The organism is Saccharopolyspora sp. NPDC047091 (assembly GCF_040643635.1).
GTDB lineage: Bacteria > Actinomycetota > Actinomycetes > Mycobacteriales > Pseudonocardiaceae > Saccharopolyspora_C.
Map to the genome: position 1 here is coordinate 13,924 of NZ_JBEYUS010000069.1, position 22,937 is coordinate 36,860.

Sequence of the window (22,937 nt, forward strand, 5' to 3'; positions counted from 1 at the left end):
CGTCCGCGGTCACGTGATTGATACTTCCGGACATGCCGCATCGTCGCGACGTAAATCACAACACCGGGCCGTCCCCCGCGGCGGCCGTTCCCGACCCGGTCGTGCAGGACTGGGACTTCCCCCGCAGTTCGATCAGCGCCCTGCTGCTCACCAGGTTCGCCGCCGAGCACGGCGTCCCGGCGGACGTGGCCCTCGCCGGAACCGGGCTCACCGAGCCGGAATTGGAGGATCCGGACCTGTCCGTGGACGCGCACCAGGAGCTGCGGGTCGTGCGGAACCTGGTGCAGGCGCTGCCGGAGGTGCCGGACCTCGGCATGCGCGCCGGCTTGCAGTACCACCTGACCGCCTACGGCATCCTCGGCTTCGCGTTCATCAGCAGCCCGACCGTGCAGGACGGCATGGCGGTGGCGCTGCGCTACCTGGAGCTGAGCTTCGCGTTCTGCATCCCGCGGGTCCGCTTCGTCGGCGAGGAGCTGCACGTCGAGCTGGACGCGGCGGCGATCCCGGCGGACGTGCGGAACTTCCTCATCGCCCGCGACCTGTCCGCGATCCACACCATCATGGTGGAGCTGCTGCCCGCACCGATCCCGGTGCAGCGCATCGAGCTGAGCCTGCCGGAGCCGCCGAACACCGCGGAGCTGGGCGAGTTCTTCGGCGTGGTGCCGAAGTTCGGGCTGGGGCAGGACGTGATCGTGCTGGACCCGGCGTTCCTGGGGCGCCCGCTCCCGCAGGCGAACGAGCAGACCCTGGCGATGTGCGAGGCGCAGTGCCGCGACCTGCTCGCGGGCCGCCGGGAGCGCACCGGGTTCGCCAAGCAGGTGCGGGACCAGATGCTCGGCCCGGACGGGGTGCGGCTGGGCATGGAGGACGTGGCGCGCAAGCTGCACACCACGGCGCGCACCCTGCACCGCAAGCTCAACGCCGAGGGGACCAGCTTCCAGTCGGTGCGCGACGAGGTCCGCGCCGCACTGGCCGAGGGGATGCTGCGCGACGGTGCGATGTCGGTGGACGACATCGCGATCCGCCTCGGCTACGCGGAGGCGGCCAGCTTCATCCACGCGTTCAAGCGGTGGACCGGGACCACGCCGATGAGCTACGCGCGACGGCGCGGAGCGGAGCGGTAGACCGAAATTCGGCCCGGTGCCCGGACATCCCGCCGCCGGCCGACGGCCCCTGCGTCGAGCCCGCCCGCCGAGCCGGGATTCCGCTCCCGGCACCGGCGAGGTCGATCCCGCCGAACGGGACGGTCAGCCGTAGTCCACTTCGGCTCCGCGCAGCACCGGGCCCACCAGCAGCGATCCCCACTCCGGCATGGTGTTCGCCGGTACGCCCATCGAGGGCGCCAGCGCCAGCGCCACCGTCGCCCGCTCCCGCGGCGAGTTGATCGCGCCGAGGCCGTGCGAGCCGGACCCGGCCGAACCGGTGGCGGGCGGATCTCCTGCGGCGGGCGGGGCGGAACCGTCCTGGATCGGGCCGTCCGGCGGGTACTGCGGCCGCGTCCCGTCCGGGTAGTCGTAGCAGCGCGGGCCGCGCTCGTCGCCGTAGACCGGTTCGTCCCGGCCCGCCACGTACTCGCCGCGCGGTGCCACCACTTCGAGGGTGATGTGCGCGCCCGGTTCGTCCGTGCCGACGCCGAACACGTCGTCCACCCGCGGGACGGTGTCGGCGAGGGTGCGCAGCAGGCACGGGAATTCCGGCGAGTACTTGGCGAGCAGGTCCGCGGTCGGCCTGCTGGACGCGCCGAAGCGGATCAGGTCGTCGCCGTTGGCCTCCAGGAACCCGGTCGCGTCCTCCGACGCGGTGGTCAGCTGCGCGGTGAGCCCGCGCAGGTTCTCCTGCTGGTCCACCAGCGTCCGCGAGGTCTGCGACAGATCACCCAACGCCGCCAGCACATCCGGCGCCGCCTGCTCGTAGGTCTCCGCCACCCCCACCAACTGCCGCAGGTTCTCCTGCAACTGCGGCAACGACGGGTTCAACCCCGCCACGTACTCGTTCAACCGCGAGATCGTGTCCCCGATCGACTCACCACGACCATCCAACGCCTGGCTCAACGAATTCAACGTCACCGCCAGATCATCCGGATGAATCGCCTCCAACACCGGCATCGTGTCCGCCAGCACCGTCTCCAACTCCACCGACGCCGCCGTCCGATCCTGCGAGATCACATCACCCGAAGCCAACCGCACCGACGACGCCTGCTCCGGCACGTCCAACGACACGTACCGCTCCCCGAACAACGTCCGCGGCAACAACCGCGCCGACACGTTCGCAGGCAACAACCGCGCCTTGTCCGGCTCCAACGCCAAGTGCAGCTCGGCACCGCCCGGGGTCGCCCGCACGTCCTCCACCCGGCCCACGGTCATGCCGCGGACCTTCACCTCGGATTCGGGGCCCAGCTGGTTCCCGCTGGACGCGGCGACCAGCACCACGTCCACGCTCGGCCGGAACACGCCCTGGTACGTCGCCACCGTCGTGCTGAGGAACAGCGCGGCGCACAGCAGCAGGGCCAACCCCAGTAATCTGCGCCGCACCGTCGCGTTGGTGCTGCTCTCGCTCATCGGACCGCCGTCGTTTCGAACCCGGAACAATTCGACGTGGCCCGGTGCGGTCGGCGCGCAGCTGCGCACCGCTCCCGCGGGGCCCTCGTCGTGGCGTTCCCCCGGACGGAAGACGACCGGAAGCGCCGGACAGGGCAAGAGATTAGAGCGCCGGAGTGACGTGCACCATGAGAACCCCGGTCATCCGATTGACCATTCCGGACAGATCATTTCGCCGCCTGGCGGTCGCGACCCCGGAGATCACCGCGGAGGGATCTCGACGGGGCCTGCGGCGAGTTCGGGGTGGCGCGCCCGATCCGGCGGATCGGCCGCGGCAGGAGCCGCGAAGGCCGAGGGGGTCCGGTTCGCCGCCGGTCAGCCGGCGGAGTCCTCCAGCTGCCGCGATCCGACCGGCAGCGAGGCGACGCAGGAGACGCAGGGCATGCAGCCGCCGGCCGGGACATCGGCGATGGCGTCCCGCCGCAGCCCCAGCCCGCAGGCCGTGCGGGCGACACCGGCGTCCCAATCGACCGAGACGATCGCGTGCGCCTGGCGCAGCGACACGCGGTGGTGCCTGCGCAACACCCACACGCGCTGCTCGGTGGCAGCGGCGGGCTCGCGCCGGAGTTCGGTGGAGCTGTTGGCAACGCTGGGCATCATTGCTCCCTCCTGTGCTTGAGATTAATCCTACTCAAGGATTAATCTCGTTGTCGAGCTGAACTGAACAGTGCGGAGGGAGCGCCCAGTGCAAGCACCGGACCCGGACCTGATGACCTCGTATTTCCCCCGGCACGGCTGGTTCGCCGCGAACCGCTGCGGCCCGAACGGCGGCAACTGCGTCGAGGTCAACCACCCTGCAGCAGGCGGACCCGTCGGTGTCCGCGACAGCAAGAACATCGACGACGGAGTCCTGGTCTTCGACGCCGCACGCTGGCGTTCGTTCCTGACCACGACCCGCACCGGTGCGTTCGACCTGCCATGATCACCATCGGTACCATCGGCCGCATCGATTATTCCCCTTCCGGGTGAAATCTCGATCTGGCCGGTCACCACCGGGCAGCACGCCATCGGGGACTCGCTCGGCTAAGATGATCTGCTTGTCGAGACCCCGAACGTAGAGCGGAGATTCCGAGTGCCGAGCACGGTGACGTCGCGGCGCAGACAGCTCGGCAACGAGATCCGCCGAGCGCGCACGGCGGTCGGGATGACCCAGCAAGAGGTCGCCGATCTGCTGGGTTGCAGGCAGGGCAAGGTCAACAAGATCGAGTCCGGCGCGGTGGCGGTCAAGCAGGCCGAGCTCAAGCAGATGCTGGAGGCGTTCCAGTGCAGCGACGCCCAGGCCGAGCTGATGCTGGACCTGGCCCGGTCGAGCACCGGGCAGCGCGGCCAGTGGTCCGGGTACCGGTCCGCGGTGCCGCACTGGTTCCGCACCTTCACCGACCTGGAGCCCGCGGCGGGCGAGATCCTCAGCTGGCACGGCGAGCGGATCCCCGGCCCGCTGCAGTCCGAGCACTACATGCTCACCCAGTTCAGCGAGGACCGAGCCACGGACCTGACCTCGCTGGTGCGCAACCGCCAGGACCGCAAGCAGGTCTTCGACCTGGACCGGCCGCCCTACTACCGGTTCGTGATCGGTGAGGCCGCGTTCCGCCGGATGCCCGGCGGGCCGAGCCCGTCGGTGGCGCTGGACCAGGTGGAGCACCTGCTGGCGCTGAGCGAGCGGTACTCGCGGGTGTTCGTGCACGTGCTGCCGTTCGACGTGCGGCTGGCCTTCACGCCGAACGACTTCACGATCATGCGCTTCCCGGACGCCACCAAGGACTTCGTGTTCATCGAGCACGCCGCCGGTGGGGTTTACCTCGACGACGAAGGGGACTTCGAACTGTTCGTGGACGCGTGGGACCGCATCCGCGGTGCCGCGCTCGAACTCAACGACTCGGTGGACTTCCTGCAGGAATTGGCCGCCGAATTCCGTTCCAAGCTGACTTTCTGACGCTTTTCCGACCGAACCGGATCGGCGGGGGGACACAGCCCTCCCGTCCAGGTCTTGCTGCCGTGCGAACCCTTTCCCGGACCGCTCGGCCGATTCCGCGCGTTCAGGTGCCCGCAGGCCGCTGACCACGGACATCGGTGTCGAAACGATCTGACGACCCCCGCTCACTCCGAGCAGTCGAGGGGTTACGATTCGCTGCAAGATCACCCGGTTGCGACAAAGGACCATGCGAATGAGCGATCTTGATGAAGACCCGTTCCCCCCGCAGCACGCGGATTTGACCAAGCCGAGCGTCGCCCGGGTGTACGACTGGTACCTCGGTGGCAACGCGAACTGGGCCATCGACCGGGAATTCGGCCAGCACGTCGTCGACCAATACCCGTTGTTACGCCCGATCGCGATCAGCAATCGGCTGTTCCTGCACCGAGCGGTCCGGCACCTGGTGTCCCGCGGCGTGCACCAGTTCATCGACATCGGTTCCGGGGTGCCCACGATGGGCAACACGCACTCGGTGGCCGACGAGGTCGAGCCCGGTTCGAAGGTCGTCTACGTCGACCACGAACCGGTCGCGGTGGCGCACTCCCAGGTGCTGCTGGAGAAGCACGGCGACCCGGAGCGGCACGCCGCGATCAACGCGGACTTCCGCAACCCGGACCGGTTGTGGCAGAAGGCCATCGAGACCGGTGTGCTCGACCTGGAGCAGCCGGTCGCGGTGCTGCTGATCGCGGTGCTGCACGTCCAGCAGCCCGGACCGGACGGCGAGGACATCTCGCCGCAGGTGATGAAGCGGTACCGGGAGCTGCTGCCGCCCGGCTCGTTCCTCGCGCTGTCGCACCTCACCGACGACGGGGTTCCGTCCGAACTGGACGAGCAGCTGGTCGGCATCAAGCAGATGTACGACAACTCCTCCAGCCCGGTGATCTGGCGCAGCCAGCAGGAGATCCGCGCGCTGTTCGGCGACTTCGAGATGCTCGAACCGGGCATGGCCTGGACGACCGACTGGCACCCGGAGGACAGCAGCCCGAACCACTCGCCGAAGCTGGACTTCAGCCAGTCCGGCGAGTCGGCGATCTGGGCCGGCGTCGGCCGCAAGCCCTTCTGATCCGCTGGACCACCTCGGCGCCGGTCAAGGACGCCCGACGCCGAGGTGGTCGCGCAGGGTACGCCCCGCGTACTCGGTGCGGAATAATCCCCTGCGTTGCAGTTCCGGGACCACCTGCTCGAAGAAATCCGTGACCCCGCCCGGCACGTACGGCGGCATCAGCACGAACCCGTCGCAGGCGCCCGCCTCGAACCAGCGCTGGAACTCGTCGGCGATCGTCGCGGGAGAGCCGGCGACCAGCGGGAACGACAGCGTCGCCGCGTACTCGGCGCCCAGCTCGCCGAGGGTGATCCCGCGGTCGATCGCGTCGGCGATGACGTGCTGGAAGCGGCCCTTGCTGCCGCGGATCCCGTCCCGGACGTCCGGCACCGGTCCGTCGACCGGGAACCGGGACAGGTCGAGGTTCATGCTCGCGGACATGAAGGTGAGGCCCGCGATGGGCAGCACCAGCGACCGCAGCTCCCGCTCCACCTCCCGCGCCTGCTCGTCCGTCTCGCCGACGACGGGCATGATGCCGGGCAGCACCCGCACCTCGTGCTCGCCGCGGCCCGCCTCCCGCACCTGCTGCTTGAAGCCGCGGTAGAACTCCACCCCGCGCTCCAGCGTCGGCGCGACCGCGAAGACCAGGTCGGCGTTCGCGGCGGCGAGGCGCTGGAACACCCCGGACGCCCCGGCCTGGACGATCACCGGTCGCCCCTGGGGCGTGCGGGGCACGGTGAGCGGGCCGCGGACCTGGAACCACTCCCCCGCGTGGTCGGCGTAGCGGACCTTGCTCGCGTCGGCGAACCGCCCGGACTCCTGGTCCGCGACGACCGCGTCCTCGTCCCAGGTGTCCCACAGCGTCCGCACCGCGGTGAGGAATTCGGCGGCCCGCTCGTAGCGCTCCTGGTGCCCGAGGTGTTCGGCGCGGCCGAAGTTGCGCGCCTCCCCATCGCTGACCGAGGTCACCGCGTTCCACCCGGCCCGCCCGCCGCTGAGGTGGTCGAGGCTGGCGAACATCCGGGCCACGTGGAACGGCTCCGAGTACGTGGTGGAGGCGGTCGCGGCCAGCCCGATCCGCTCGGTCACCGCGGACAGCGCGGAGAGCAGCACGATCGGATCGAGGTGGGTGTTCGGCCGGTGTTCGAGCACCGCGCCGAAGTCGCCGCCGTGGATGTCGTCCACGGCGAGCTTGTCCGCGATGAACAGCAGGTCCAGCTTGGCCCGTTCGGCGGCTCCGGCGAGCCGCCGGTACAGCGCGAGGCCGTGCTCGCCGGGCGGCACCGCGCGCGGATGCCGCCAGCCGCCGGCGTGGATGCCGTGGTCGTCCAGGTAGAGCGCGAGGTGCAGTCGCCGGGTCATCGCCGCCGCCTGCTCAGTACAGGCCGCGGTCGACGTGCTCGCCGATCACCAGGTGTTCGCGCAGCACCCCGAATTCGAGGTAGTTGTCGGCGACCTCCTGCAACTGGCCGATCACCTGGTCGTCGACGGGTCCGCCGGTGCGCTGCGAGCGGTCCGAGACGAGGCGGGCGACGTTCGGCGGCCGGTGGCTGAGATCGCCGTAGATCCGCGCGTTCTCCGCCGGGTTGTCCCGCGCCCAGGCGAGGGCCTCGTTGTAGCGGCCGAGGAAGTCGCGGAGGGCGGCGCGGCGGCCCGGGTCGTCGAGCGCGTCCTGGTAGGCGTTGATGAAGCTGAGCCCGTGGGCGAGGCCGGTCGCGTCGCGCAGCACGGTCGCGCCCTGGTCGAGCTGGGCGGCGGCGGTGTACGGGTCCCAGGTGGACCAGGCGTCGATGGCGCCGGAGCTGAGCGCGGCGCTGGCGTTGACCGGTTCGAGGAAGCTGATCCGCACGTCGTCCGCGGACAGCCCGGCTTCGCGCAGCGCGCTCAGCAGCAGGTAGTGGCCGACGCTGCCCGGCGTGGTGGGCGAGACGGTCTTGCCGCGCAGGTCGGCGACCGTGCGGATCGGCGAGCCCGGCGGCACCACGATCGCCAGCCCGTACTGCTGCACCGACCGCGTCGCCGAGACGATCTTGATGTCGGCGCCGGAGCCGAGGGCGTTGAGCGTCGGCGCGTCCCCGGCCAGGCCGATGTCGACGGCTCCGCTGCGCAGGGCCTCCAGCAGCGGTGCGGCGGCGGCGAACTGGGACCAGCGCACCTCGTACTGCTTGCCGTCGAGCACACCGGCGGCCTCGACCAGCGACTGCTGGATGCCCGCCTGGTCGCCGATGGTGAGCGTGACCTTGGTCAGGTCGACGCTGCCGTCCTCGCGGACCGCGGGATTCCCGCCGCAGGCGGCCGCGGCGAGCGGGCTCAGGACGAGCGGGGCGGCGGCGAGCTTGGTCAGGAAGGAGCGCCGCGTGGAGCGGGTCGGCATGGGACCTCCAGCGAGGGGCGCGGCCGCGCGGCGGCCGGGCACGAGGTGAGCAGCATTCGTCCGCGCAGGGCGGGAGAACCGGTGGAACCGGGAGGGGAAGGGCCGGGTCAGCGCGGACAGAGCGCCGACGCCACCCGCGACAGGTCCACATGACCCCGGGTGGTGAGCATCGGCCGCTGCGGCATGCCCGAACGCTAGCCAGGGCGCCGCCGGGGTGTAAACCCAATCCAACAGGTTGGGAATGCGATCACCGTCACCGCGGTGGACAGGCGGCTCAGCCGCTCAACCGCTCAGCACGAGCGATCACCGGTGCTCGCGGACCACCACGACGGGGCAGCGCGCGTGCTGCACGCAGTGCTGGCCGACCGAGCCGAGCAGCGCACCGGTGAACCCGCCGTGCCCGCGGCTCCCGACGACCAGCAGGTCCGCGTCCGCGGCCGCGTCGAGCAGCGCCTTCGCCGGGCCGCCCTGCACCACGACGCGCTCCACGGGCACCCGGGAGTCCCCGGCCACCTCGTGCACCACGTCCTGCAGGGTCCGCGCGGTGCGGTGCCCGGCGTCGTCCGGCGCCCAGCCGTAGATGGGCGAGAGGTCCCAGGCCATCAGCGCGGTGATCGCGCCGCCCGCGAGGTCCGCGTGCCACAGCGCCCAGCGCAGCGCGGCGCGGGACGGCGCGGAGCCGTCCACTCCGGCCACGATCCGGTAGGTCTCGGTCATGCGCGCCCTCCCCCGCTGCCGGTCCACCGTCCCGCAGCCGCCGGGTGGTCGCATCGCGGCGCCCGCGGTGGCTACTCGCCGAAGTCGGGGGTCTCCTTCGCGAAGAAGGCGCGGACGCCCTCGCGCGCCTCCGCGGAGGTGAACGCCTCGTCGCTGGCGGCCAGCGAGCGCCGCAACACCTCCTCGTCCGGTTCGCCCGCGGTGGCGTCGATCAGCGACTTCACCAGTCGCAGCGAGTTCCGCGGCCGCCGCACCAGGACCGCCGCCCGCTCCCGCGCCGCCGCGAGCGCCCCGCCGCGCTCCACCACCTCGTCGAGCAGTCCCCAGGACAGCGCGGTGTCCGCGTCGACGGGGTCGCCGAAGAACATCAGCTGCTTCGCCCGCGCCCGCCCGATCCGCCGCGTCACCCGGTAGGTGCCGCCGCTGCCGGGGAACAGGCCGAGCTTGATCTCCGGCAGGCCCAGCCGCACCTGCGGTTCCGCGATGATCAGGTCGCAGCAGACCGCGAGCTCCAGGCCACCGCCGTAGGCGAGTCCGCCGAGCGCGGCGATCGTCGGCACCGGCAGCCGTTCCAGCCGGGTGAACACCTCGTTCTGCCTGCGCAGCTTCCGCTCCACGACCGCGCCGGGGTGCATCAGGTCGGGGAACTCGCCGATGTCCGAACCGGCGCAGAACGCCCGCTCCCCCGCTCCGGTGAGGATCACGGCGCGCGCCCCGTCCCGTTCCACCGCGTCCAGCGCGGCGTCGAGGGCCCGGGTCAGCTCCAGGGTCACCAGGTTCATCGGCGGGTCGTCCACGGTCAGCAGGGCGATCCCGGAGTCGATTTCGTACCGGAGCGGTTCAGGTGCCACGACGCGTCGTCCTCCCGTTCGGATGCTGCCCGCCCATCGTGGATCACCCCACCGCCGGCCCGCCCACCGGTTCCGCCACGACCGCCGGCCCTGCGCACCGGGTCCTGTCGTCCGCTCGCCGGCGGCGACCACCCGGGCAACCGGCGCCGCGGATTCCCCGCCGCGACCACGGCGCTCCCTCGCCCGGCGGACGCCACCGGTGAACGGACCCGCAGCGAGCGACCGGGACTCCGCCACCCCGCTCGAACCGGGAGTCGGGAACCACGCGGTTCACTGCTTGTCGCTGGACTTGCCCGGCGGGTCGTGTCGGTCTCCTGTCAGCGGGAAGCCGCTGAGCAGCGACCACGCACGCACCCGGCACCGCAGCGGGTTCTCAGCTGCTTCCTCGCGAGGACGGCGTTGTCGCCTGCGGCGGAGCCACCGGTGAAAACGATCCCGCAGCGAGGAAGCAGCTGAGGTTCCGCCACCCGAGCACTACGCAGCAGAAGAAGCGGGACAAGTGGTTAGGGTGGGCGCATGGCTGAGGAGAGCACCGGGGAGTACGTATCCGTCGGGCGGTCGCGCGCCTACCTGGCGCGACCGGAGGTGGACGCGGGCGGCGCGATGCTGCTGCTGCCGATGCTCACCGGCATCGGCGAGCAGGTGCGCGAGTTCGCCGCCGACCTGGCCGCGGCCGGGGTCACCGCGCTGTCCTGGGACCCGTGGGACGGGCCGAGCGCCGACGACACCGAGCGCGACGAACTGGTGCGGCTGATGGGCGAGCTGGACGACGAGAAGGCGCTCGCCGAGCAGCAGCGGCTGCTCTCGCACCTGTTCAACGAACTCGGCGCGCAGCGGGTCGGGGTGATCGGCTGGTGCCTCGGCGGCCGGTTCGCGCTGCTGCTCGGGGCGCGGGACCGGCGGCTCGCGAACGTGGTGGCCTACCACCCGACGGTGCCGATCCCGCCCGCGCCGAACCACGCGCTGGACGCCGCCGAGCACGCCGCGCGCATCGAGGCGCCGGTGATGATGCACTACCCGGGCGCGGACGACCTGGTGCCGCGGGAGAGCTTCGACGCGCTCAACGCGGCGCTGACCGGCCGCGAGCGGGGCGCGAGCATCGTGCACACCTATCCGGGTGCCGAGCACGGCTTCAGCGCCCGCGCCCGCCAGGAGAACCCGGTGAACGCCGAGGCCTACCTGCACTCCTGGCCGCAGACGTTGAGCTTCGTCCGGACGACCACTCTGCGGTGATCTTCCCGCTCCTGTCGCGGAGCACTCCGGTGGCGGAACCTCAGCGGTCCTGTCCATGAACCTGCCCGGCGGGTCGTTGGTCGTTTCCGGTCAGCGGCGAAGCCGCTGAGCTGCCGACCACCCGGGCGACATGACCACCCGCGGGTTCGCAGCGGCTTCCTCACGAGGACAGCGATGTCGCCGGACATGCATCGGAAATCGATCCCGCAGCGAGGAAGCCGCCGAGGTTCCGCCACTCGACCCACCTCGCAAGCGAAGCGGAGTTCAGCCGAGCAGCAGCGCGACGACTCCGATGACGGGCGCGGCGAGGATGGTGGACAGCAGCACCGATTCCCGGGCCAGCACCACCGAGGTCTCGTAGCGGGCCGCGTAGGTGAACAGGTTCTGCGCGGCGGGCAGCGCCGAGGTGACGACGACGGCGAACAGCTGCGCGTCCGGCAGGTCGAAGACGAACCGGCCGAGCGCCCAGGCGACCAGCGGCTGCACCACGGACTTCAGCGCGACGGAGAAGAACACCACGCGCTTCTCCGGGCTGCGGCCGGGCAGGCTGGCGCCGCGCAGCGAGATGCCGAACGCCAGCAGCACGCCGGGCACGGCCATCCCGCCGAGCAGGTTGATCGGGTCGAACACGGCGTCGGGGACGTGCAGCCCGGTGGCGGCGACGGCGACGCCGCTGAGCGAGCCGAGCACCACGGGGTTGCGGAACGGCGTGGTGAGCCGCGCCGTCCAGGAGCTGTGCGCGCCGGGCCGCGAGAGGTCCAGCACGGCGAGCGCGATCGGGGTGACGACGAGCTGCTGCAGCAGCAGCACGGGCGCGACCAGCGAGGCGTCGCCGAGCACGTACACCGCGATCGGAATGCCGAGGTTGCCGGAGTTGACGTAGCTGGAGCACAGCGCGCCGATGGTGGTGCGCCCGACGCCCCAGCCGCGGACCACCCCGGCGGCGACGAACAGCCCGGCGGCGACGAAGGTGCTCAGCGCGGTGATCAGCAGCGGCAGCGAGACGATGACGGACAGGTCGGCGCGGGCGAGGGTGGTGAACAGCAACGCCGGGGTGCCGATGGAGAACGCCAGCCTGCTCAGCACCTCCTGGCCGTGGTCGCCGAGCGAGCCGCGCAGCGCCACCAGGTAGCCGACGGCGATGATGGCGCCGATCACGGCGAACCCGGTGAGCACTCCGGTCACGTCGGGTCCGATCGGCGGACGGGGGCGGTTCCCCGTCGCCCGGCGCGGTGCGCGCGGCTCATCGGTGCCCACTCCGATCTTCGGCAGAACGCGTCCGGCCGCACGAGGGAGGGGCGGGGGACGCCGGTCGGGGCGCCCGCCGGTCGTGCTCGCGGGCGCCGCCATGCGGATCAGACGATAGTCGACCGGACGGCGGACGAGCACCTCCGCGGGCGATGACATATGTCATGCCGCGGGACGTGCGCGCCGGAAGACGCCCACATGATGGGAAATCTGCGTCCCGCAACACTCCACAGAGGACTCATTCGCACCGGGCTCAGCGGAGTTCGGCGACTCCGCACCACGTTTCGGACGCCTCCGGCGCCGGATCGCCGGGCGCGGGCGGCGGGCCGTGCCACTGCGGGGTCCACACCACGCCGGGCTCCACCAGTCGCCAGCCGTCGAACACGGCGCGCACCGCCGCGCGATCGCGGTGGGTGACCTCGGTGCCGGAGGCGGCCAGCACCTCGCGCAGTTCCCGGGAGGCGTCGGGCTGGTGGTCCTGGGTGGTGTGCGAGACGACCAGGAAACTGCCGCGCGAGCAGTGCTCCCGGTAGGCCCGCAGCACCTCGGTGATGCCGTCCGCGTCGCTGACGTAGTGCAGCACCGCGACCATGAGCACGGCCACCGGCCGGTCGAAGTCCAGCAGCCGCCGGGTCGGTTCCGCCGCGAGCACCGTCCGCGGGTCCCGCACGTCGGCCTGCACCATCGCGGCGTGCTCGTTGCCGCGCAGCAGCTGGCGGGTGTGCGCGGCGGCGACGGGCTCGTTGTCCACGTACACCACGCGGGCCTCGGGGTTCCGGGCCTGCGCGATCTCGTGCGTGTTCCCGCGGGTGGGGATGCCGGAGCCGAGGTCGAGGAACTGGTCGATGCCCTCGTCGACGCAGAACTCCACGGCGCGGCGCAGGAAGGCGCGGTTGGCGCGGGCGACGGCGGGGCCGCTGGGCATCACCGCGAACACCTGGTCGGCGACCTCGCGGTCGATCTTGAAGTTGTGGTCGCCGTTGAGGGCGTAGTCGTACATGCGGGCCGCGTTGGCGTGCTTCACGTCCACTCCGGGGATCGATTCGAGCGAGAACCCGGGGTCGATCCGCGGGCCGCCGGACTCGTCGGGAGCGCGCGGCGGGACCGCGATCCAGGACGCCTCCGCCCCGACTCCGGTCGTGACCGGATCGGTGCCGGTCCGGTCCGCGTCGTTCCGCCCGTTCCGCCCCATCGAACTCTCCCCTCGAGCCCGGTCCCCTGGTCGAGCTCCCGCTCCCGAGCGTGGCGAGGCGCGGGCCCGGCCCGCAAGAGCCGCTCGGCGGAACCCGGTGCGCTCCTTCGGCGGAGTCGTGATCACTCCACTGTGGACGGCGTCAGCGCCAGGACACCTGCGAGGTGGGCCAGCGCAGCGCGGCGCGTTCGATCTCGTCGCGGGCCCGCAGCATCCGCTGCACCGCGCGCTGCTCGAACTCCGGGGTGAGCCGGGCGGTCGGCACCGAGCAGCTGATCGCGTCCTGCACCGGGTTGTCGTAGCGCAGCGCGACGCCGATGCAATGCACGCCCACGTTGCTCTCCTCGACCTCCACGGCGTAGCCGCGGTCGCGGGTGGCGGCCAGGTCCCGGCGCAGGCCGGCGCGGTCCAGCGTCGAATCGGTGAACCGCGGCAGCGGATCCGGCAGCAGCGCCTCGACTTCGGCGTCCGGGCGCTCGGCCAGCAGCGCCTTGCCCAGCGCGGTGGCGCTGGCGGGCAACCGGCGGCCGACCCGGCTGAACGGGCGCAGGTGGTGCTTGGACTCGCGGGTCAGCAGATACACCACGTCGGCACCGTCGAGCCGCGCGAGGTGCACGGTCTCGCCGAGGTCGGCGACCAGCTCGTCCAGGTGCGGCGTGATCTCGGCGACCCGCAGGTCACCGTCGATGTAGGAGGTGCCGACCAGCAGCGCCCGCACCCCGATCCCGTACAGCGAGCCGGTGGCGTCGGTGCGCACCCAGCCGCGGGCGACCAGCGTCTGCAGCAGGGCGTAGAGGCTGCTGCGCGGCACCTGGGTGCGCTCGGCCAGGTCGCGGAGGTTCACCGGTTCGCCGTCGAGGCCGCCCAGCACTTCCAGGACCTCCACCGTCCGGGCCGCCGATTTGACGTCCCGCACGCCCCGCTGCCCGTCCGCCATGCCACTCATCTCGCGCTCCCGCGACCGGAAAACCCCCGGCCACCATGCCTTTTCCGCTGAGCAACACGGTACACACCGGGCGCTCGGCGGCCCGTCGAAGGCCCCGCGCCCCGGGCGTCCGGCGCGAGGACGCCCGGGGTTCGGGTCAACGGGCGGCGCGGCGCCCGCCGATCAGGGTGGCGAGCGCGGCGGCGAGCAGCGAGGCCACCGACAGCCCGTAGAGCCCATAAGTGGTGGAGCCGGTGGTCTCCTCCAGGAAGCCGATCGCGGTGGGGGCGACGAAACCGCCGAGGTTGCCCAGCGAGTTCACCAGCGCGATGCCCGGCGCGACGATCTTGGCCTCCAGCCCCTGCTGCGCGATGGGCCAGAAGATCGACGCCGAGCACTTGAACCCGACCGCGGCCACGCACATCGCCGCCACCCCGAACCACGGGGTGCCGAGCGTGGCCAGGAAGGTGCCGATCGCGGCCACCACCAGTGCCACCGAGACGTACGGCCGGCGGACGCCGGTGCGGTCGGTGAACCGGCCCATCAGGTACATCGCGGCGATCGCGCACGCCCACGGCACCGCGCTGACCAGGCCGACGCCGAAGTCGGGCAGCCCGGCGATGCCGTCGACCAGGCTCGGCAGCCAGAACGTGATCGTGTACCCGGTCAACGAGACGGCGAAGAAGATGAAGCACAGCAGCAGCACCTGCGGGTTCAGCAGCAGGCGGGTCTTCGACACCCGCTCCCCCGCCGCCGCCCGGTGCGCGTCGTCGGCGGCGACGGCCGCGGCCAGCGCCGACTTCTCCTCGGTGCTCAGCCACTTCGCGTCGCCGATCCGGGAGACGAGCAGGAACGCCGCCGCGACGCCGATCAGCACCGAGAGCACGCCCTGCGCCAGGAACATCCACTTCCAGCCGGCCAGCCCGGCGACGCCGTCGAGCTCCAGCAGCGCGCCGGTGATCGGCCCGGTGACCACGTAGGCCCCCGCCGAACCACCCAGGAAGATCGCGACGGCGCGCCCCCGGTACCGGTCCGGCAACCAGCGGGTGAAGTAGTACAGGACGCCCGGGAAGAACCCGGCCTCGGCGACGCCGAGCAGGAACCGCATCGCGTAGAAGGTGGTGGTGTCGGTGATGAACGCCATCGCGAACACCACCACGCCCCAGCTGATCATGATGCGGGTGAGCCAGACGCGGGCGCCGAAGCGCTCCAGCAGCACGTTGCTGGGCACTTCGAACAGCGCGTAGGCCACGAAGAACAGCCCCGCCCCGAGCCCGTAGGCCGCAGCGCCGATGCCGAGATCGGCTTCGAGGTCGTGGCGCACGAACCCGATGTTCGTGCGATCCATCTGGTTCACGACCAGCATGACCACCAGCAGCGGGACCACGCGCCGGAAGAACTTGCCGACCGCGCCGCGCAGCACGGGATCGTCCGAAGTGGACTCCGTCGGTACCGTCACCATCGACGCCTCCGAGTGCAGGGAAGAACCACCGCCCACCGCGACACTCGCACGGCAGGTCCTGTCGTATTCCTGTCAGCGGCGAAGCCGCTGACCGAACGGCCACGCACGCCACCGGCCCACCAACGCAACGGGAGAGCCGGAAAACCATCACCAGACCGGGAAAGCGGGGGCTTGCCAGTCGGGGTGGACCCGCCGCATCGCCGCCGCGTCGTCCCGGTCGCGCACGTCGCTGTCGAGCCAGCGCCGGTGCAGCCGCCGCAGCGACTCCCGGTCGAGTTCGACGCCCAGCCCTGGCGCGTCGGTGACCTCGACGCAGCCGTCGCGGAAGGTGTGCGGGACGGTGATGACGTCCTCGGTCTGCCAGGGCCGGTGCGTGTCGCAGGCGTGGTCGAGGTCGGGGATGGTGGCGGCCACCTGCGTCATCGCGGCGAGGCTGATGCCCAGGTGGGTGTTGGAGTGCATGGACAGCTGCTTGCCGTAGGTGCGGCAGATCGCGGCGAGGTCCTGGGTGGCGCGCAGCCCGCCCCAGTAGTGGTGGTCGGAGAGCACGACCTGCACGGCGTCGGCGGCGAACGCGGCGGGCACCTCGTCGAGGGCGGTGACGCACATGTTGGTGGCCAGCGGCAGCTTGGTGCGGGCGGCGACCTGCGCCATCTGCTCGGTGCCCGCGGTGGGGTCCTCCAGGTACTCGGCGACGCCTTCCAGCTCGGCGGCGACCTCCAGGCTGGTCTGGACGGACCAGGCGCCGTTCGGGTCGAGCCGCAGGGGCGCGTCGGGGAAGGCTTCGTGCAGCGCGTGGATCGCGGCGATCTCCTGCTCCGGCGCGAACGCGCCGCCCTTGAGCTTGAAGGAGCGGAACCCGTACCGGTCGGCGAACCGCCGCGCCTGCGCGACGACGCCTGCCGGGTCGAGCGCGGCGCCCCAGTCGTCCTCGGGTTCGCCGGGCAGCGGGTGCGCGGCCCAGCGGTAGAACAGGTAGCCGCTGTACTCGACGCGGTCCCGGACCTTGCCGCCGAGCAGCGCGTGCACGGGTAACCCGGTCTCGTGGCCGAGGGCGTCGAGCAGCGCCACTTCGAACGCGGACACGACGCTGTGCACCAGCTTCACCTCGGTGCGCGCGCCGCGGAGGCCTTCGGCGACGACGGTGTTGTCGATCTGGGCGATGTCGACCTCGGCGGCCGTGGCGGCGACCCGGGCGAACAGGTCGTTGCGGGCCGTCAGCGGGCGTCCGACGAGCTCCGGGCCGAAGGCTTGGGCGATCTTGAGGTAGTCGGTGTCGCCGTAGGTCTCGCCGATGCCGCTCACCCCGTTCTCGGTGACGACCTCGACGATGGTGCGCGGCGTGTAGGGCTGGTGCACGCCCTGCACGTTCAGCAGCGGCGGGTCGCTGATCAGGATGGGGGTGACGCGGACCTCGGCGATGCGGGTGCTCTCGGGCATGGGGTCTCCCTGCTCAGTCCTGGTCGACGAGCGCGAGGCCCGTCCCGATCAGCTTCTCGAGGTCGGCGAGGTCGGCGGATCCGGGATCGACCAGCGGGGCGCGCACCGGCCCGACGGGCAGGCCGCGCAACCGGGCGCCCGCCTTGACCAGTGCCACGGCGTAGCCGGCCCGGCGGTCGCGGAGTTCGACGAGCGGGAAGTAGAACTCGCGCAGCAGTTCCTCCACTCGTGCGCGGTCCCCGCCGCGCAGCGCGCGGAAGAAGGCCTTCGCGATCTCCGGGGCGAACGCGTGCACCGCGGAGGAGTAGGCGGTGATGCCGATGGCGGAGTACGCGCGGGCCTGCATCTCGGCGGTGGCGGCACCGTTGAAGAACAGGAAGTCCGCCGGGGTGCTGAGCTTGAGGCGCTGCAGCGCGTCGAGGTCGCTGTGGCCGTCCTTGAGGCCGATGACCGTGGGGATCTCGGCGAGCCGGGCGGCGGCCGCCGGACCGAACCGGACCTGGTCGCGCTGGTAGGCGATCAGCGGCAGCGGGGTGTGCTCGGCGACGCGGCGCACCTGCTCGACCACGCCGTCCTGCGGAGCCGTGACGAGGTAGTGCGGCAGCAGCAGTCCGGCGTCGGCGCCCGCGTCGACGGCGCGTTCGGCGAACTGCCGCGCCTGCGCCCAGCCGTAGCCGAGGCCGGCGAGCACCGGGATGCGCCCGGCGGCGGCCTCGACCGCGGTGCGCACGACGGCGGAGTACTCGTCCTGCGTCAGCGAGAAGAACTCGCCGGTGCCGCAGGCGATGAAGAACGCGGCGGGCGCGGCGTCGACCTGGCCCCGGAGGTAGGTCCGGAGCGCGGCGAGGTCGAGTTCGCCGGCGGCGGTGAACGGGGTGAGGGGGAAGGACAGCACGCCGGTGTCCATCCGTTCGCGGAGGTGGGCGGCGAACCTACCGGGGTCGGGTGGTGAGGTACCGAGCGGAGCCGAAGCCATGCGCATCTCGTCTTCATATGTAGACTGCGATTCCTCTTGTAGATGAGATTAGGAATCGGCCCCACCGCTGTCAACGCCCCCGGTGAACCGTTCCCGAACGATCGCCGCACCCGGGCCCGGCCGCGCCGGCCGCCCCTGGCTTCGGCCGCGGAAGCGCACTTCCCCGCGCGACGGGAACCGGCACGCCCGGCTTCGACCGGTCCTGGGAGACCGCGTCGGCCGCGCTCGGCCTCGTGGTGCCGATCGTGCTCGCGCGCTACGAATTCGCTTCCGCCGGCCGCACACGGCTCGGCTACCGGGTGCAGCCGGACACCACCGCCACCGACGCAGCGCAGCCCGACCGCGGCGGGCTCGACCCCGGCGGGTTCCAAGCCCTCCAGCTGTCCCACCGAAGGCGCCGCGCGCACCGCGCCCTCGTTCGTGCGGCCGCGCGTCGGGGAAGACGGGGCACCGACATCGGCCCCGCCGGCTACGCGGTGCTCGTCGGCGACGAGGTCGGCATCCGGGTGCGGTTCTCCGCCGCACCATCGCGGGCATGGTGATCACCGAGTGCAGCGGCGAATTCCGGCGCCCGTCCTTCGGGCCGGGTTCCGGGCGGCGCGTCGACCGGGACGTCATCGAACCGCCCGAGGTGCCGCTCGACCGCGGCGCGCACTACGAGGTGCCGGTGATGCTGGACCGCGCAGCAGGATCGGACGGCTCAACAGGATCGGAGGGCGCAGCAGGATCGGACGCCGCGCCGGAGGTCGGCGGCGGCATCGAGGACGGCACCGGCGCCATCCGAGCCGGTACCGGGGGAGATCACCGACTGGCGGCAGCTGGACGGCGCCGAGCTGCCGGTGCGGCTGGTGAGCCGCGATCGGCAGTGCGGCACCCGGAAGGTCTTCGAACGCCGCCTGCTCGTCGCGGGAGACGAATGGGCGCCGGGGAACTCCGCCGACTGCACGGAAATCCGGCCCGAGGAGGCGCCGGACGTGGTGCACTGCGAACGCGGCGACACCGGCCAGGTGCTGGACGCGGTGCGCCGCACGCCCGGCGCTCTCGGCTGCGCGGCGGGCCGGGTCGAGGGCGACGACCGGGTGCTGCCGGTCCGCATCGACGGCGTGCCCGCCACCCGGGAGACCGTCGTCGACGGCGCCCATCCCTGCTGGGAGAACGAATTCGCCTGCACCTACGAGGAACCGCGGCCCGGCTCGCTCGTGTCGAGCTTCCTGGAGTTCCTGCGTTCCCCGGCGGGCGGCGCGATCCTGCGGCACGAGGGCGACGTCCTCCGCGCCGACCTGGACCGGCCGTCCCGCTGCACTCCCGAACGGCGATCAGTCCACTATGGATCGCTACCGGCGGCGGATCCGGGCCAGGTGCGCGGCGGAATCGACCACCGCGCCGTCGGCGACGTCCAGGCGGCGGGCGTTGTCCCCGGAGGCGATGCCGCGGTACGACACCGGGCGCACCTCCTCGACGTCCCAGCCGTCGGTGAACGCGGCGGCGAAGTCGTCCCGGTGCACCGTCGGCCCGATGCTCTCCGCCACGTCGGCCAGCGCCAGCACGTGCACCACCGAACCCGGTTCGGTCACCGCGCGCAGCGAACGGGCGTAGGCGCTGCGGTCCGCCGGGCCGAACACGTGGAACAGGGCGCTGTCCAGCACCACGTCGAACCGCCGGTTCTCCTGGAGCCGCAACGCGTCCGCGAGCTCGAAGCGCGCGTCCACACCGCGCCGGGCGGCGTTCGCCCGCGCCCGCTCCAGCGCGTTCGGGGACGAATCCGCGCCCAGCACGTCGTAGCCGCGGCCGGCCAGCAGGATCGTGTGCTCCCCCGTCCCGCAGCCGAGGTCCAGCACCGCGCCCCGGAAGCCACCGGAGCGCTCCAGCTCCACCACCGCGGGCTGCGGTTCCCCGATCACCCACGGCGGATCACCCGCCGCGTAGAACTCGTCGAACGTCGCGATCGGCACCGTGTTCTCCATCTCGAACCCCTTCGGTCGCAGCGGAATTCCGGTGGACCGGGCGGCACCCGCGGCGGGCAGGGCGGTGGAGCCCGCCGGGCGGTGCCGCCCGATCCGGAACGAACGCTAGGAGTTCGAGCGCGCTCGAAGTCAAGGGCGCGCCGCTATGCTGGCGGCACGCAGCCGCGCCGCGCGCGCTGCGTTCTCCCGGCTCCGCGCGGACGGCTCCTGTCCCGGGCCGACCCCACCCGCACCGCCCAGGAGGCTCCGCATGTCCGCACCGCGCCGCGTCGTCGTCACCGGCGGCCCGGGTTCCGGGAAGAGCACGCTGCTCGACCGGCTCGGCGCCGCCGGGTGGGCCCGGTCCGAGGAGGCCGGTCGCGGCGTGATCCGCGACCAGCTCGCCATCGGCGGCGGCGGGCTGCCGTGGGTCGATCCGGCGCTGTTCGCGGAACTGATGCTGTGCTGGGAGCTGCGCGAGCACCGGGCCGCGCGGGATGGCGTCACGTTCTTCGACCGCGGCCTGCCGGACATCGCCGGTTACCTGCGCGTCGAAGGCCTCCCGGTGCCCGCGCACGTGCACGCCGCGGCTCGGGACCTGCGGTACTCGGGCCCGGTGTTCCTCGCGCCGCCGTGGCCGGCGATCTACCGGACCGACGCCGAGCGCAGGCAGTCCCCCGAGCTCGCACGCCGCACCTGCGAGGTGCTCGCCGACACCTACGCCGACTACGGCTACGAGCTCGTGGCACTACCCCTGGCACCGGTCGCGGAGCGGGCGCGGTTCGTGCTGGACGCGCTCGGCTAGCTCCGCTCGATGCCGAAGTCGGCGGCGAGCTGGCGGGTGGTGCTGGCGCCGTCGATCGCCTCCCGGATCAGGTCGGCGTGCCCGCCGTGCTGCGCGGTCTCCCGCAGCAGGTGCCCGAGCACGCGGCGAGCGGTCCACTGCGCGTCCGGCGGGAACCACGGCGCCGCGGGCAGCGGCAGCGCCACGCCCAGGTCGGGCAGGTCGGCCGCCGCGCGGTCGGTGTCCTCCGCGGCCTGCCGGTAGTCGTCGATGAGGTCGGCCAGCGCATCATCCGGCCCCATCCGCAGGCTGTCCGGGTCGGCCCCGCCCAGCTGCTCCGGGTCGGGCCGCGAGCGCAGCACCCGCGCCCACTCCCGCTCCACCGCGGCGAGGTGCTTGAGCAGCCCGCCCAAGGTGAGGTCGCTCGTGGTGGTGCGCCGCGCCGCGGCGGCGTCGCTGAGCCCGCGCACCGTGATCAGCAGCGCGTGCCGCTGCTCGCCCAGCAGCCCCAGCAGGTCGTCCCGCTCGTCCGTTGCCGTCATGCCCCACGCACCTTCCCCAGTTGATCGCACCCGGAACGCTAATCCACACCCCCGACAGCCACATCCCGCACCAGGTGACCGCCCCGTGGCCCGACGACGGCGCGCCCGGCTCCCGGGTCAGGCAGCGCCGCGGAAGGTGCGGCGGTAGCGGGCGGGGCTGGTCCCGACCAGCCGCTTGAACCGGTCCCGGAACGTCGTCGGCGAGGTGAACCCGACCTGCTCGGCGATGCGCTCCACCGGGTGCCCGGTGGTCTCCAGCAGGTGCTGCGCCCGCCGCAGCCGCGCCCGGTGCAGCCACTGCAGCGGGGTGGTGCCGGTCTGCTCGCGGAACCGCCGGTTGAGGGTGCGGCTGCTGAGCGCGGCGCGCCCGGCGATGTCCGCCAAGGTCAGCGGCAGGTGCAGGTTGTCCTCCAGCCAGTGCAGCAGCGGCTGGACGCTGGCGCCGTCGGGGGCCGGTGGCTCGTGCGCGATGAACTGGGCCTGCCCGCCGTCGCGCTCCAGCGGCATCACCGCGAGCCGCGCCGCGTCGGCCGCCACCGCCGAACCGTGGTCGCACCGGATCAGGTGCAGGCACAGGTCCAGCCCGGCGGCCGCCCCGGCCGAGGTGAGCACGTCCCCTTCGTCGACGTAGAGCACGTCCGGATCGACCTCGACCGCCGGGAACCTGCGGGCGAGCTCGGCGGTGCCGCCCCAGTGCGTGGTGGCGCGCCGCCCGTTGAGCAGCCCGGCGGCGGCGAGCACGAACGCTCCGGTGCAGATGGACGCGATCCGGGCCCCGCGCGCCGCCGCCTCCCGCAACGCCGCCAGCGCCTCCTCCGGAACGGGGCGGTCCACGACGGACTGCCCCGGTACGACGACGGTGTCCGCATCGCGCAGCCCGTCCAGGCCCCACGGCGCGCGGATCGAGAACGGTCCCGCGCTCACCTCGCCGTCCACCGCGCACACCCGCACCTGGTAGCCGGGCGATCCGTCGGCGAGCAGCACCCACCGGAAGGTGTCCACCGGGATGGACAGGTCGAACGGCACGACCGGATCGAGGGCGAGCACGGCGACGAGGTGCATGGCGGGACCTGTTCACGAGGAGGGCGGCGGCGGGGACGGCGGGGACGGCGGGGACGGCGGGGACGGCGGGGACGGCGGGGACGGCTCCACTGCTACCACCAGGTCGGGCGCTCTGGCCAGAATTCGGCACAAGCTGTCGTTTTCGCCGCGGGCGAGTGGGCGGCCCGCGCTCCTACCGTCGGTTCCGCGGCAGCGACCGCCCCGCACCCTGACCCGAGGAGCGCCCGTGCACGCGCAGTTCGCCCTGTTCGACGGCTTCGACCCGCTCGACGTCCTGGGCCCGTACGAAACGCTGCTGGCCGGATCGGCCGCGGCGAGCGGCCGCATCACCGCCGAGTTCGCCGCGGCGGACGGGCCGCGTGAGGTGCCGTCCGGGGTCCCCGGCGTCGCCCTGCGCGCCACCGCCACCGTCGACCCCGAACGGGCCGACCTGCTGGTGGTGCCCGGTGCCGCCCCCGGCCCGGCGGACGGCCCGGTCGCCGAGGCGATCACCGAGGTGCTGGCGGAGGCGGCGCGCTCCCCGCTCGGCCCGCTGCTCGTGGTCCTGCCCGACCACCCCGAATCCGCCTCGATAGCC

General features: G+C 72.6%; 23 protein-coding genes and 1 pseudogene. 8 read left to right on the forward strand and 16 right to left on the reverse strand.

The annotated features are described in order from the left end of the window. Window positions 1–32 precede the first annotated feature (32 nt). The gene (locus ABZ805_RS23870) at window positions 33–1,124 is read left to right on the forward strand and encodes an AraC family transcriptional regulator (protein WP_358444317.1); all 1,092 of its coding nucleotides are present in this window, start codon (window positions 33–35) and stop codon (window positions 1,122–1,124) included. A gap of 123 nt (window positions 1,125–1,247) precedes the next feature. Here the strand turns inward: ABZ805_RS23870 and ABZ805_RS23875 are convergent, their stop codons facing one another. Together ABZ805_RS23875 and ABZ805_RS23880 are read right to left on the reverse strand one after the other, a co-directional pair. Then, the gene (locus ABZ805_RS23875; RefSeq protein ID WP_358444320.1) at window positions 1,248–2,558 is read right to left on the reverse strand and encodes an MCE family protein; all 1,311 of its coding nucleotides are present in this window, start codon (window positions 2,556–2,558) and stop codon (window positions 1,248–1,250) included. A gap of 354 nt (window positions 2,559–2,912) precedes the next feature. After that, the gene (locus ABZ805_RS23880) at window positions 2,913–3,197 is read right to left on the reverse strand and encodes a hypothetical protein (protein WP_358444323.1); all 285 of its coding nucleotides are present in this window, start codon (window positions 3,195–3,197) and stop codon (window positions 2,913–2,915) included. Between the two features lie 85 nt (window positions 3,198–3,282). Here ABZ805_RS23880 and ABZ805_RS23885 point away from each other — a divergent pair, with 85 nt between their 5' ends. The 3 genes from ABZ805_RS23885 (at window position 3,283) to ABZ805_RS23895 (ending at window position 5,632) form a co-directional block, all read left to right on the forward strand. Then, the gene (locus ABZ805_RS23885; protein ID WP_358444326.1) at window positions 3,283–3,519 is read left to right on the forward strand and encodes a DUF397 domain-containing protein; all 237 of its coding nucleotides are present in this window, start codon (window positions 3,283–3,285) and stop codon (window positions 3,517–3,519) included. 150 nt (window positions 3,520–3,669) lie between these two features. Next, a complete protein-coding gene (locus ABZ805_RS23890) occupies window positions 3,670–4,530 on the forward strand; it encodes a helix-turn-helix transcriptional regulator (protein WP_358444329.1) in 861 nt (286 codons plus the stop codon). Window positions 4,531–4,762: 232 nt separating this feature from the next. After that, window positions 4,763–5,632: an SAM-dependent methyltransferase gene (locus ABZ805_RS23895; RefSeq protein WP_358444332.1), complete on the forward strand. Its 870-nt coding sequence runs from the start codon at window positions 4,763–4,765 to the stop codon at window positions 5,630–5,632. Window positions 5,633–5,656: 24 nt separating this feature from the next. On the opposite strand, the gene ABZ805_RS23900 is transcribed toward ABZ805_RS23895, so the two are convergent. The 5 genes from ABZ805_RS23900 to ABZ805_RS23920 all read right to left on the reverse strand — a co-directional run bounded on the left by ABZ805_RS23900 (window position 5,657) and on the right by ABZ805_RS23920 (window position 9,553). After that, complete coding sequence (locus ABZ805_RS23900; protein WP_358444335.1) at window positions 5,657–6,973, reverse strand: LLM class flavin-dependent oxidoreductase; 1,317 nt, start codon at window positions 6,971–6,973, stop codon at window positions 5,657–5,659. Between the two features lie 13 nt (window positions 6,974–6,986). Beyond that, entirely contained in the window at window positions 6,987–7,985 is a 999-nt protein-coding gene (locus tag ABZ805_RS23905) for an ABC transporter substrate-binding protein (protein WP_358444338.1), read from the reverse strand. Between the two features lie 107 nt (window positions 7,986–8,092). Continuing rightward, entirely contained in the window at window positions 8,093–8,170 is a 78-nt protein-coding gene (locus ABZ805_RS23910) for a putative leader peptide (RefSeq protein WP_358444385.1), read from the reverse strand. A 118-nt stretch (window positions 8,171–8,288) separates the two neighbouring features. Next, a complete protein-coding gene (locus ABZ805_RS23915) occupies window positions 8,289–8,702 on the reverse strand; it encodes a universal stress protein (RefSeq protein WP_358444341.1) in 414 nt (137 codons plus the stop codon). Between the two features lie 71 nt (window positions 8,703–8,773). Continuing rightward, complete coding sequence (locus tag ABZ805_RS23920; protein ID WP_358444344.1) at window positions 8,774–9,553, reverse strand: enoyl-CoA hydratase/isomerase family protein; 780 nt, start codon at window positions 9,551–9,553, stop codon at window positions 8,774–8,776. Window positions 9,554–10,069: 516 nt separating this feature from the next. On the opposite strand from ABZ805_RS23920, the gene ABZ805_RS23925 reads away from it, so the two are divergent. Further along, the gene (locus ABZ805_RS23925; protein ID WP_358444346.1) at window positions 10,070–10,786 is read left to right on the forward strand and encodes a dienelactone hydrolase family protein; all 717 of its coding nucleotides are present in this window, start codon (window positions 10,070–10,072) and stop codon (window positions 10,784–10,786) included. 264 nt (window positions 10,787–11,050) lie between these two features. Here ABZ805_RS23925 and ABZ805_RS23930 read toward each other — a convergent pair whose 3' ends face one another. The 6 genes from ABZ805_RS23930 to ABZ805_RS23955 form a co-directional block, all read right to left on the reverse strand. Continuing rightward, window positions 11,051–11,971: an AEC family transporter gene (locus tag ABZ805_RS23930; protein WP_358444349.1), complete on the reverse strand. Its 921-nt coding sequence runs from the start codon at window positions 11,969–11,971 to the stop codon at window positions 11,051–11,053. 316 nt (window positions 11,972–12,287) lie between these two features. Continuing rightward, the gene (locus tag ABZ805_RS23935) at window positions 12,288–13,226 is read right to left on the reverse strand and encodes an SAM-dependent methyltransferase (RefSeq protein WP_358444352.1); all 939 of its coding nucleotides are present in this window, start codon (window positions 13,224–13,226) and stop codon (window positions 12,288–12,290) included. Window positions 13,227–13,368: 142 nt separating this feature from the next. Further along, entirely contained in the window at window positions 13,369–14,172 is an 804-nt protein-coding gene (locus ABZ805_RS23940) for an IclR family transcriptional regulator (protein ID WP_358444355.1), read from the reverse strand. 136 nt (window positions 14,173–14,308) lie between these two features. Then, window positions 14,309–15,613 carry an MFS transporter gene (locus tag ABZ805_RS23945; RefSeq protein WP_358444358.1) on the reverse strand — a complete coding sequence of 435 codons (1,305 nt, stop codon included), beginning with the start codon at window positions 15,611–15,613 and terminating at the stop codon, window positions 14,309–14,311. A gap of 147 nt (window positions 15,614–15,760) precedes the next feature. Continuing rightward, a complete protein-coding gene (locus tag ABZ805_RS23950) occupies window positions 15,761–17,053 on the reverse strand; it encodes a glucarate dehydratase family protein (protein ID WP_358444361.1) in 1,293 nt (430 codons plus the stop codon). A gap of 13 nt (window positions 17,054–17,066) precedes the next feature. Next, window positions 17,067–18,029, reverse strand: a complete 963-nt coding sequence (locus ABZ805_RS23955; protein ID WP_358444364.1) for a 5-dehydro-4-deoxyglucarate dehydratase — start codon at window positions 18,027–18,029, stop codon at window positions 17,067–17,069. A 245-nt stretch (window positions 18,030–18,274) separates the two neighbouring features. Here ABZ805_RS23955 and ABZ805_RS23960 point away from each other — a divergent pair, with 245 nt between their 5' ends. Beyond that, window positions 18,275–18,571, forward strand: coding sequence for a hypothetical protein (locus ABZ805_RS23960; protein ID WP_358444367.1), 297 nt, complete (start codon window positions 18,275–18,277; stop codon window positions 18,569–18,571). 792 nt (window positions 18,572–19,363) lie between these two features. Here ABZ805_RS23960 and ABZ805_RS23965 read toward each other — a convergent pair. Further along, on the reverse strand, window positions 19,364–19,993 hold the full coding sequence (locus ABZ805_RS23965; RefSeq protein WP_358444370.1) for a class I SAM-dependent methyltransferase: 630 nt from the start codon (window positions 19,991–19,993) through the stop codon (window positions 19,364–19,366). A gap of 250 nt (window positions 19,994–20,243) precedes the next feature. On the opposite strand from ABZ805_RS23965, the gene ABZ805_RS23970 reads away from it, so the two are divergent. After that, window positions 20,244–20,777 (forward strand): AAA family ATPase, encoded by a 534-nt coding sequence (locus ABZ805_RS23970; protein ID WP_358444373.1) that lies wholly within the window; start codon window positions 20,244–20,246, stop codon window positions 20,775–20,777. On the opposite strand, the gene ABZ805_RS23975 is transcribed toward ABZ805_RS23970, so the two are convergent. Together ABZ805_RS23975 and ABZ805_RS23980 are read right to left on the reverse strand one after the other, a co-directional pair. Next, window positions 20,774–21,298, reverse strand: coding sequence for a DinB family protein (locus tag ABZ805_RS23975; protein WP_358444376.1), 525 nt, complete (start codon window positions 21,296–21,298; stop codon window positions 20,774–20,776). The genes ABZ805_RS23970 and ABZ805_RS23975 overlap by 4 nt on opposite strands. Window positions 21,299–21,415: 117 nt before the next feature. Further along, window positions 21,416–22,360, reverse strand: a complete 945-nt coding sequence (locus tag ABZ805_RS23980; protein ID WP_358444379.1) for a helix-turn-helix domain-containing protein — start codon at window positions 22,358–22,360, stop codon at window positions 21,416–21,418. A gap of 226 nt (window positions 22,361–22,586) precedes the next feature. Here ABZ805_RS23980 and ABZ805_RS23985 point away from each other — a divergent pair. Then, window positions 22,587–22,937: pseudogene (locus ABZ805_RS23985) on the forward strand (DJ-1/PfpI family protein); the annotation flags it as partial.

Bases quoted from the DNA above. Each gene is read 5' to 3' on its own strand.
- ABZ805_RS23870 (WP_358444317.1), top strand. From the start codon at position 33: ATGCCGCATCGTCGCGACGTAAATCACAACACCGGGCCGTCCCCCGCG.
- ABZ805_RS23875 (WP_358444320.1), bottom strand. From the start codon at position 2,558: ATGAGCGAGAGCAGCACCAACGCGACGGTGCGGCGCAGATTACTGGGG.
- ABZ805_RS23880 (WP_358444323.1), bottom strand. From the start codon at position 3,197: ATGATGCCCAGCGTTGCCAACAGCTCCACCGAACTCCGGCGCGAGCCC.
- ABZ805_RS23895 (WP_358444332.1), top strand. From the start codon at position 4,763: ATGAGCGATCTTGATGAAGACCCGTTCCCCCCGCAGCACGCGGATTTG.
- ABZ805_RS23900 (WP_358444335.1), bottom strand. From the start codon at position 6,973: ATGACCCGGCGACTGCACCTCGCGCTCTACCTGGACGACCACGGCATC.
- ABZ805_RS23905 (WP_358444338.1), bottom strand. From the start codon at position 7,985: ATGCCGACCCGCTCCACGCGGCGCTCCTTCCTGACCAAGCTCGCCGCC.
- ABZ805_RS23910 (WP_358444385.1), bottom strand. From the start codon at position 8,170: ATGCCGCAGCGGCCGATGCTCACCACCCGGGGTCATGTGGACCTGTCG.
- ABZ805_RS23915 (WP_358444341.1), bottom strand. From the start codon at position 8,702: ATGACCGAGACCTACCGGATCGTGGCCGGAGTGGACGGCTCCGCGCCG.
- ABZ805_RS23925 (WP_358444346.1), top strand. From the start codon at position 10,070: ATGGCTGAGGAGAGCACCGGGGAGTACGTATCCGTCGGGCGGTCGCGC.
- ABZ805_RS23935 (WP_358444352.1), bottom strand. From the start codon at position 13,226: ATGGGGCGGAACGGGCGGAACGACGCGGACCGGACCGGCACCGATCCG.
- ABZ805_RS23940 (WP_358444355.1), bottom strand. From the start codon at position 14,172: ATGAGTGGCATGGCGGACGGGCAGCGGGGCGTGCGGGACGTCAAATCG.
- ABZ805_RS23945 (WP_358444358.1), bottom strand. From the start codon at position 15,613: ATGGTGACGGTACCGACGGAGTCCACTTCGGACGATCCCGTGCTGCGC.
- ABZ805_RS23950 (WP_358444361.1), bottom strand. From the start codon at position 17,053: ATGCCCGAGAGCACCCGCATCGCCGAGGTCCGCGTCACCCCCATCCTG.
- ABZ805_RS23955 (WP_358444364.1), bottom strand. From the start codon at position 18,029: ATGGCTTCGGCTCCGCTCGGTACCTCACCACCCGACCCCGGTAGGTTC.
- ABZ805_RS23965 (WP_358444370.1), bottom strand. From the start codon at position 19,993: ATGGAGAACACGGTGCCGATCGCGACGTTCGACGAGTTCTACGCGGCG.
- ABZ805_RS23970 (WP_358444373.1), top strand. From the start codon at position 20,244: ATGTCCGCACCGCGCCGCGTCGTCGTCACCGGCGGCCCGGGTTCCGGG.
- ABZ805_RS23975 (WP_358444376.1), bottom strand. From the start codon at position 21,298: ATGACGGCAACGGACGAGCGGGACGACCTGCTGGGGCTGCTGGGCGAG.
- ABZ805_RS23980 (WP_358444379.1), bottom strand. From the start codon at position 22,360: ATGCACCTCGTCGCCGTGCTCGCCCTCGATCCGGTCGTGCCGTTCGAC.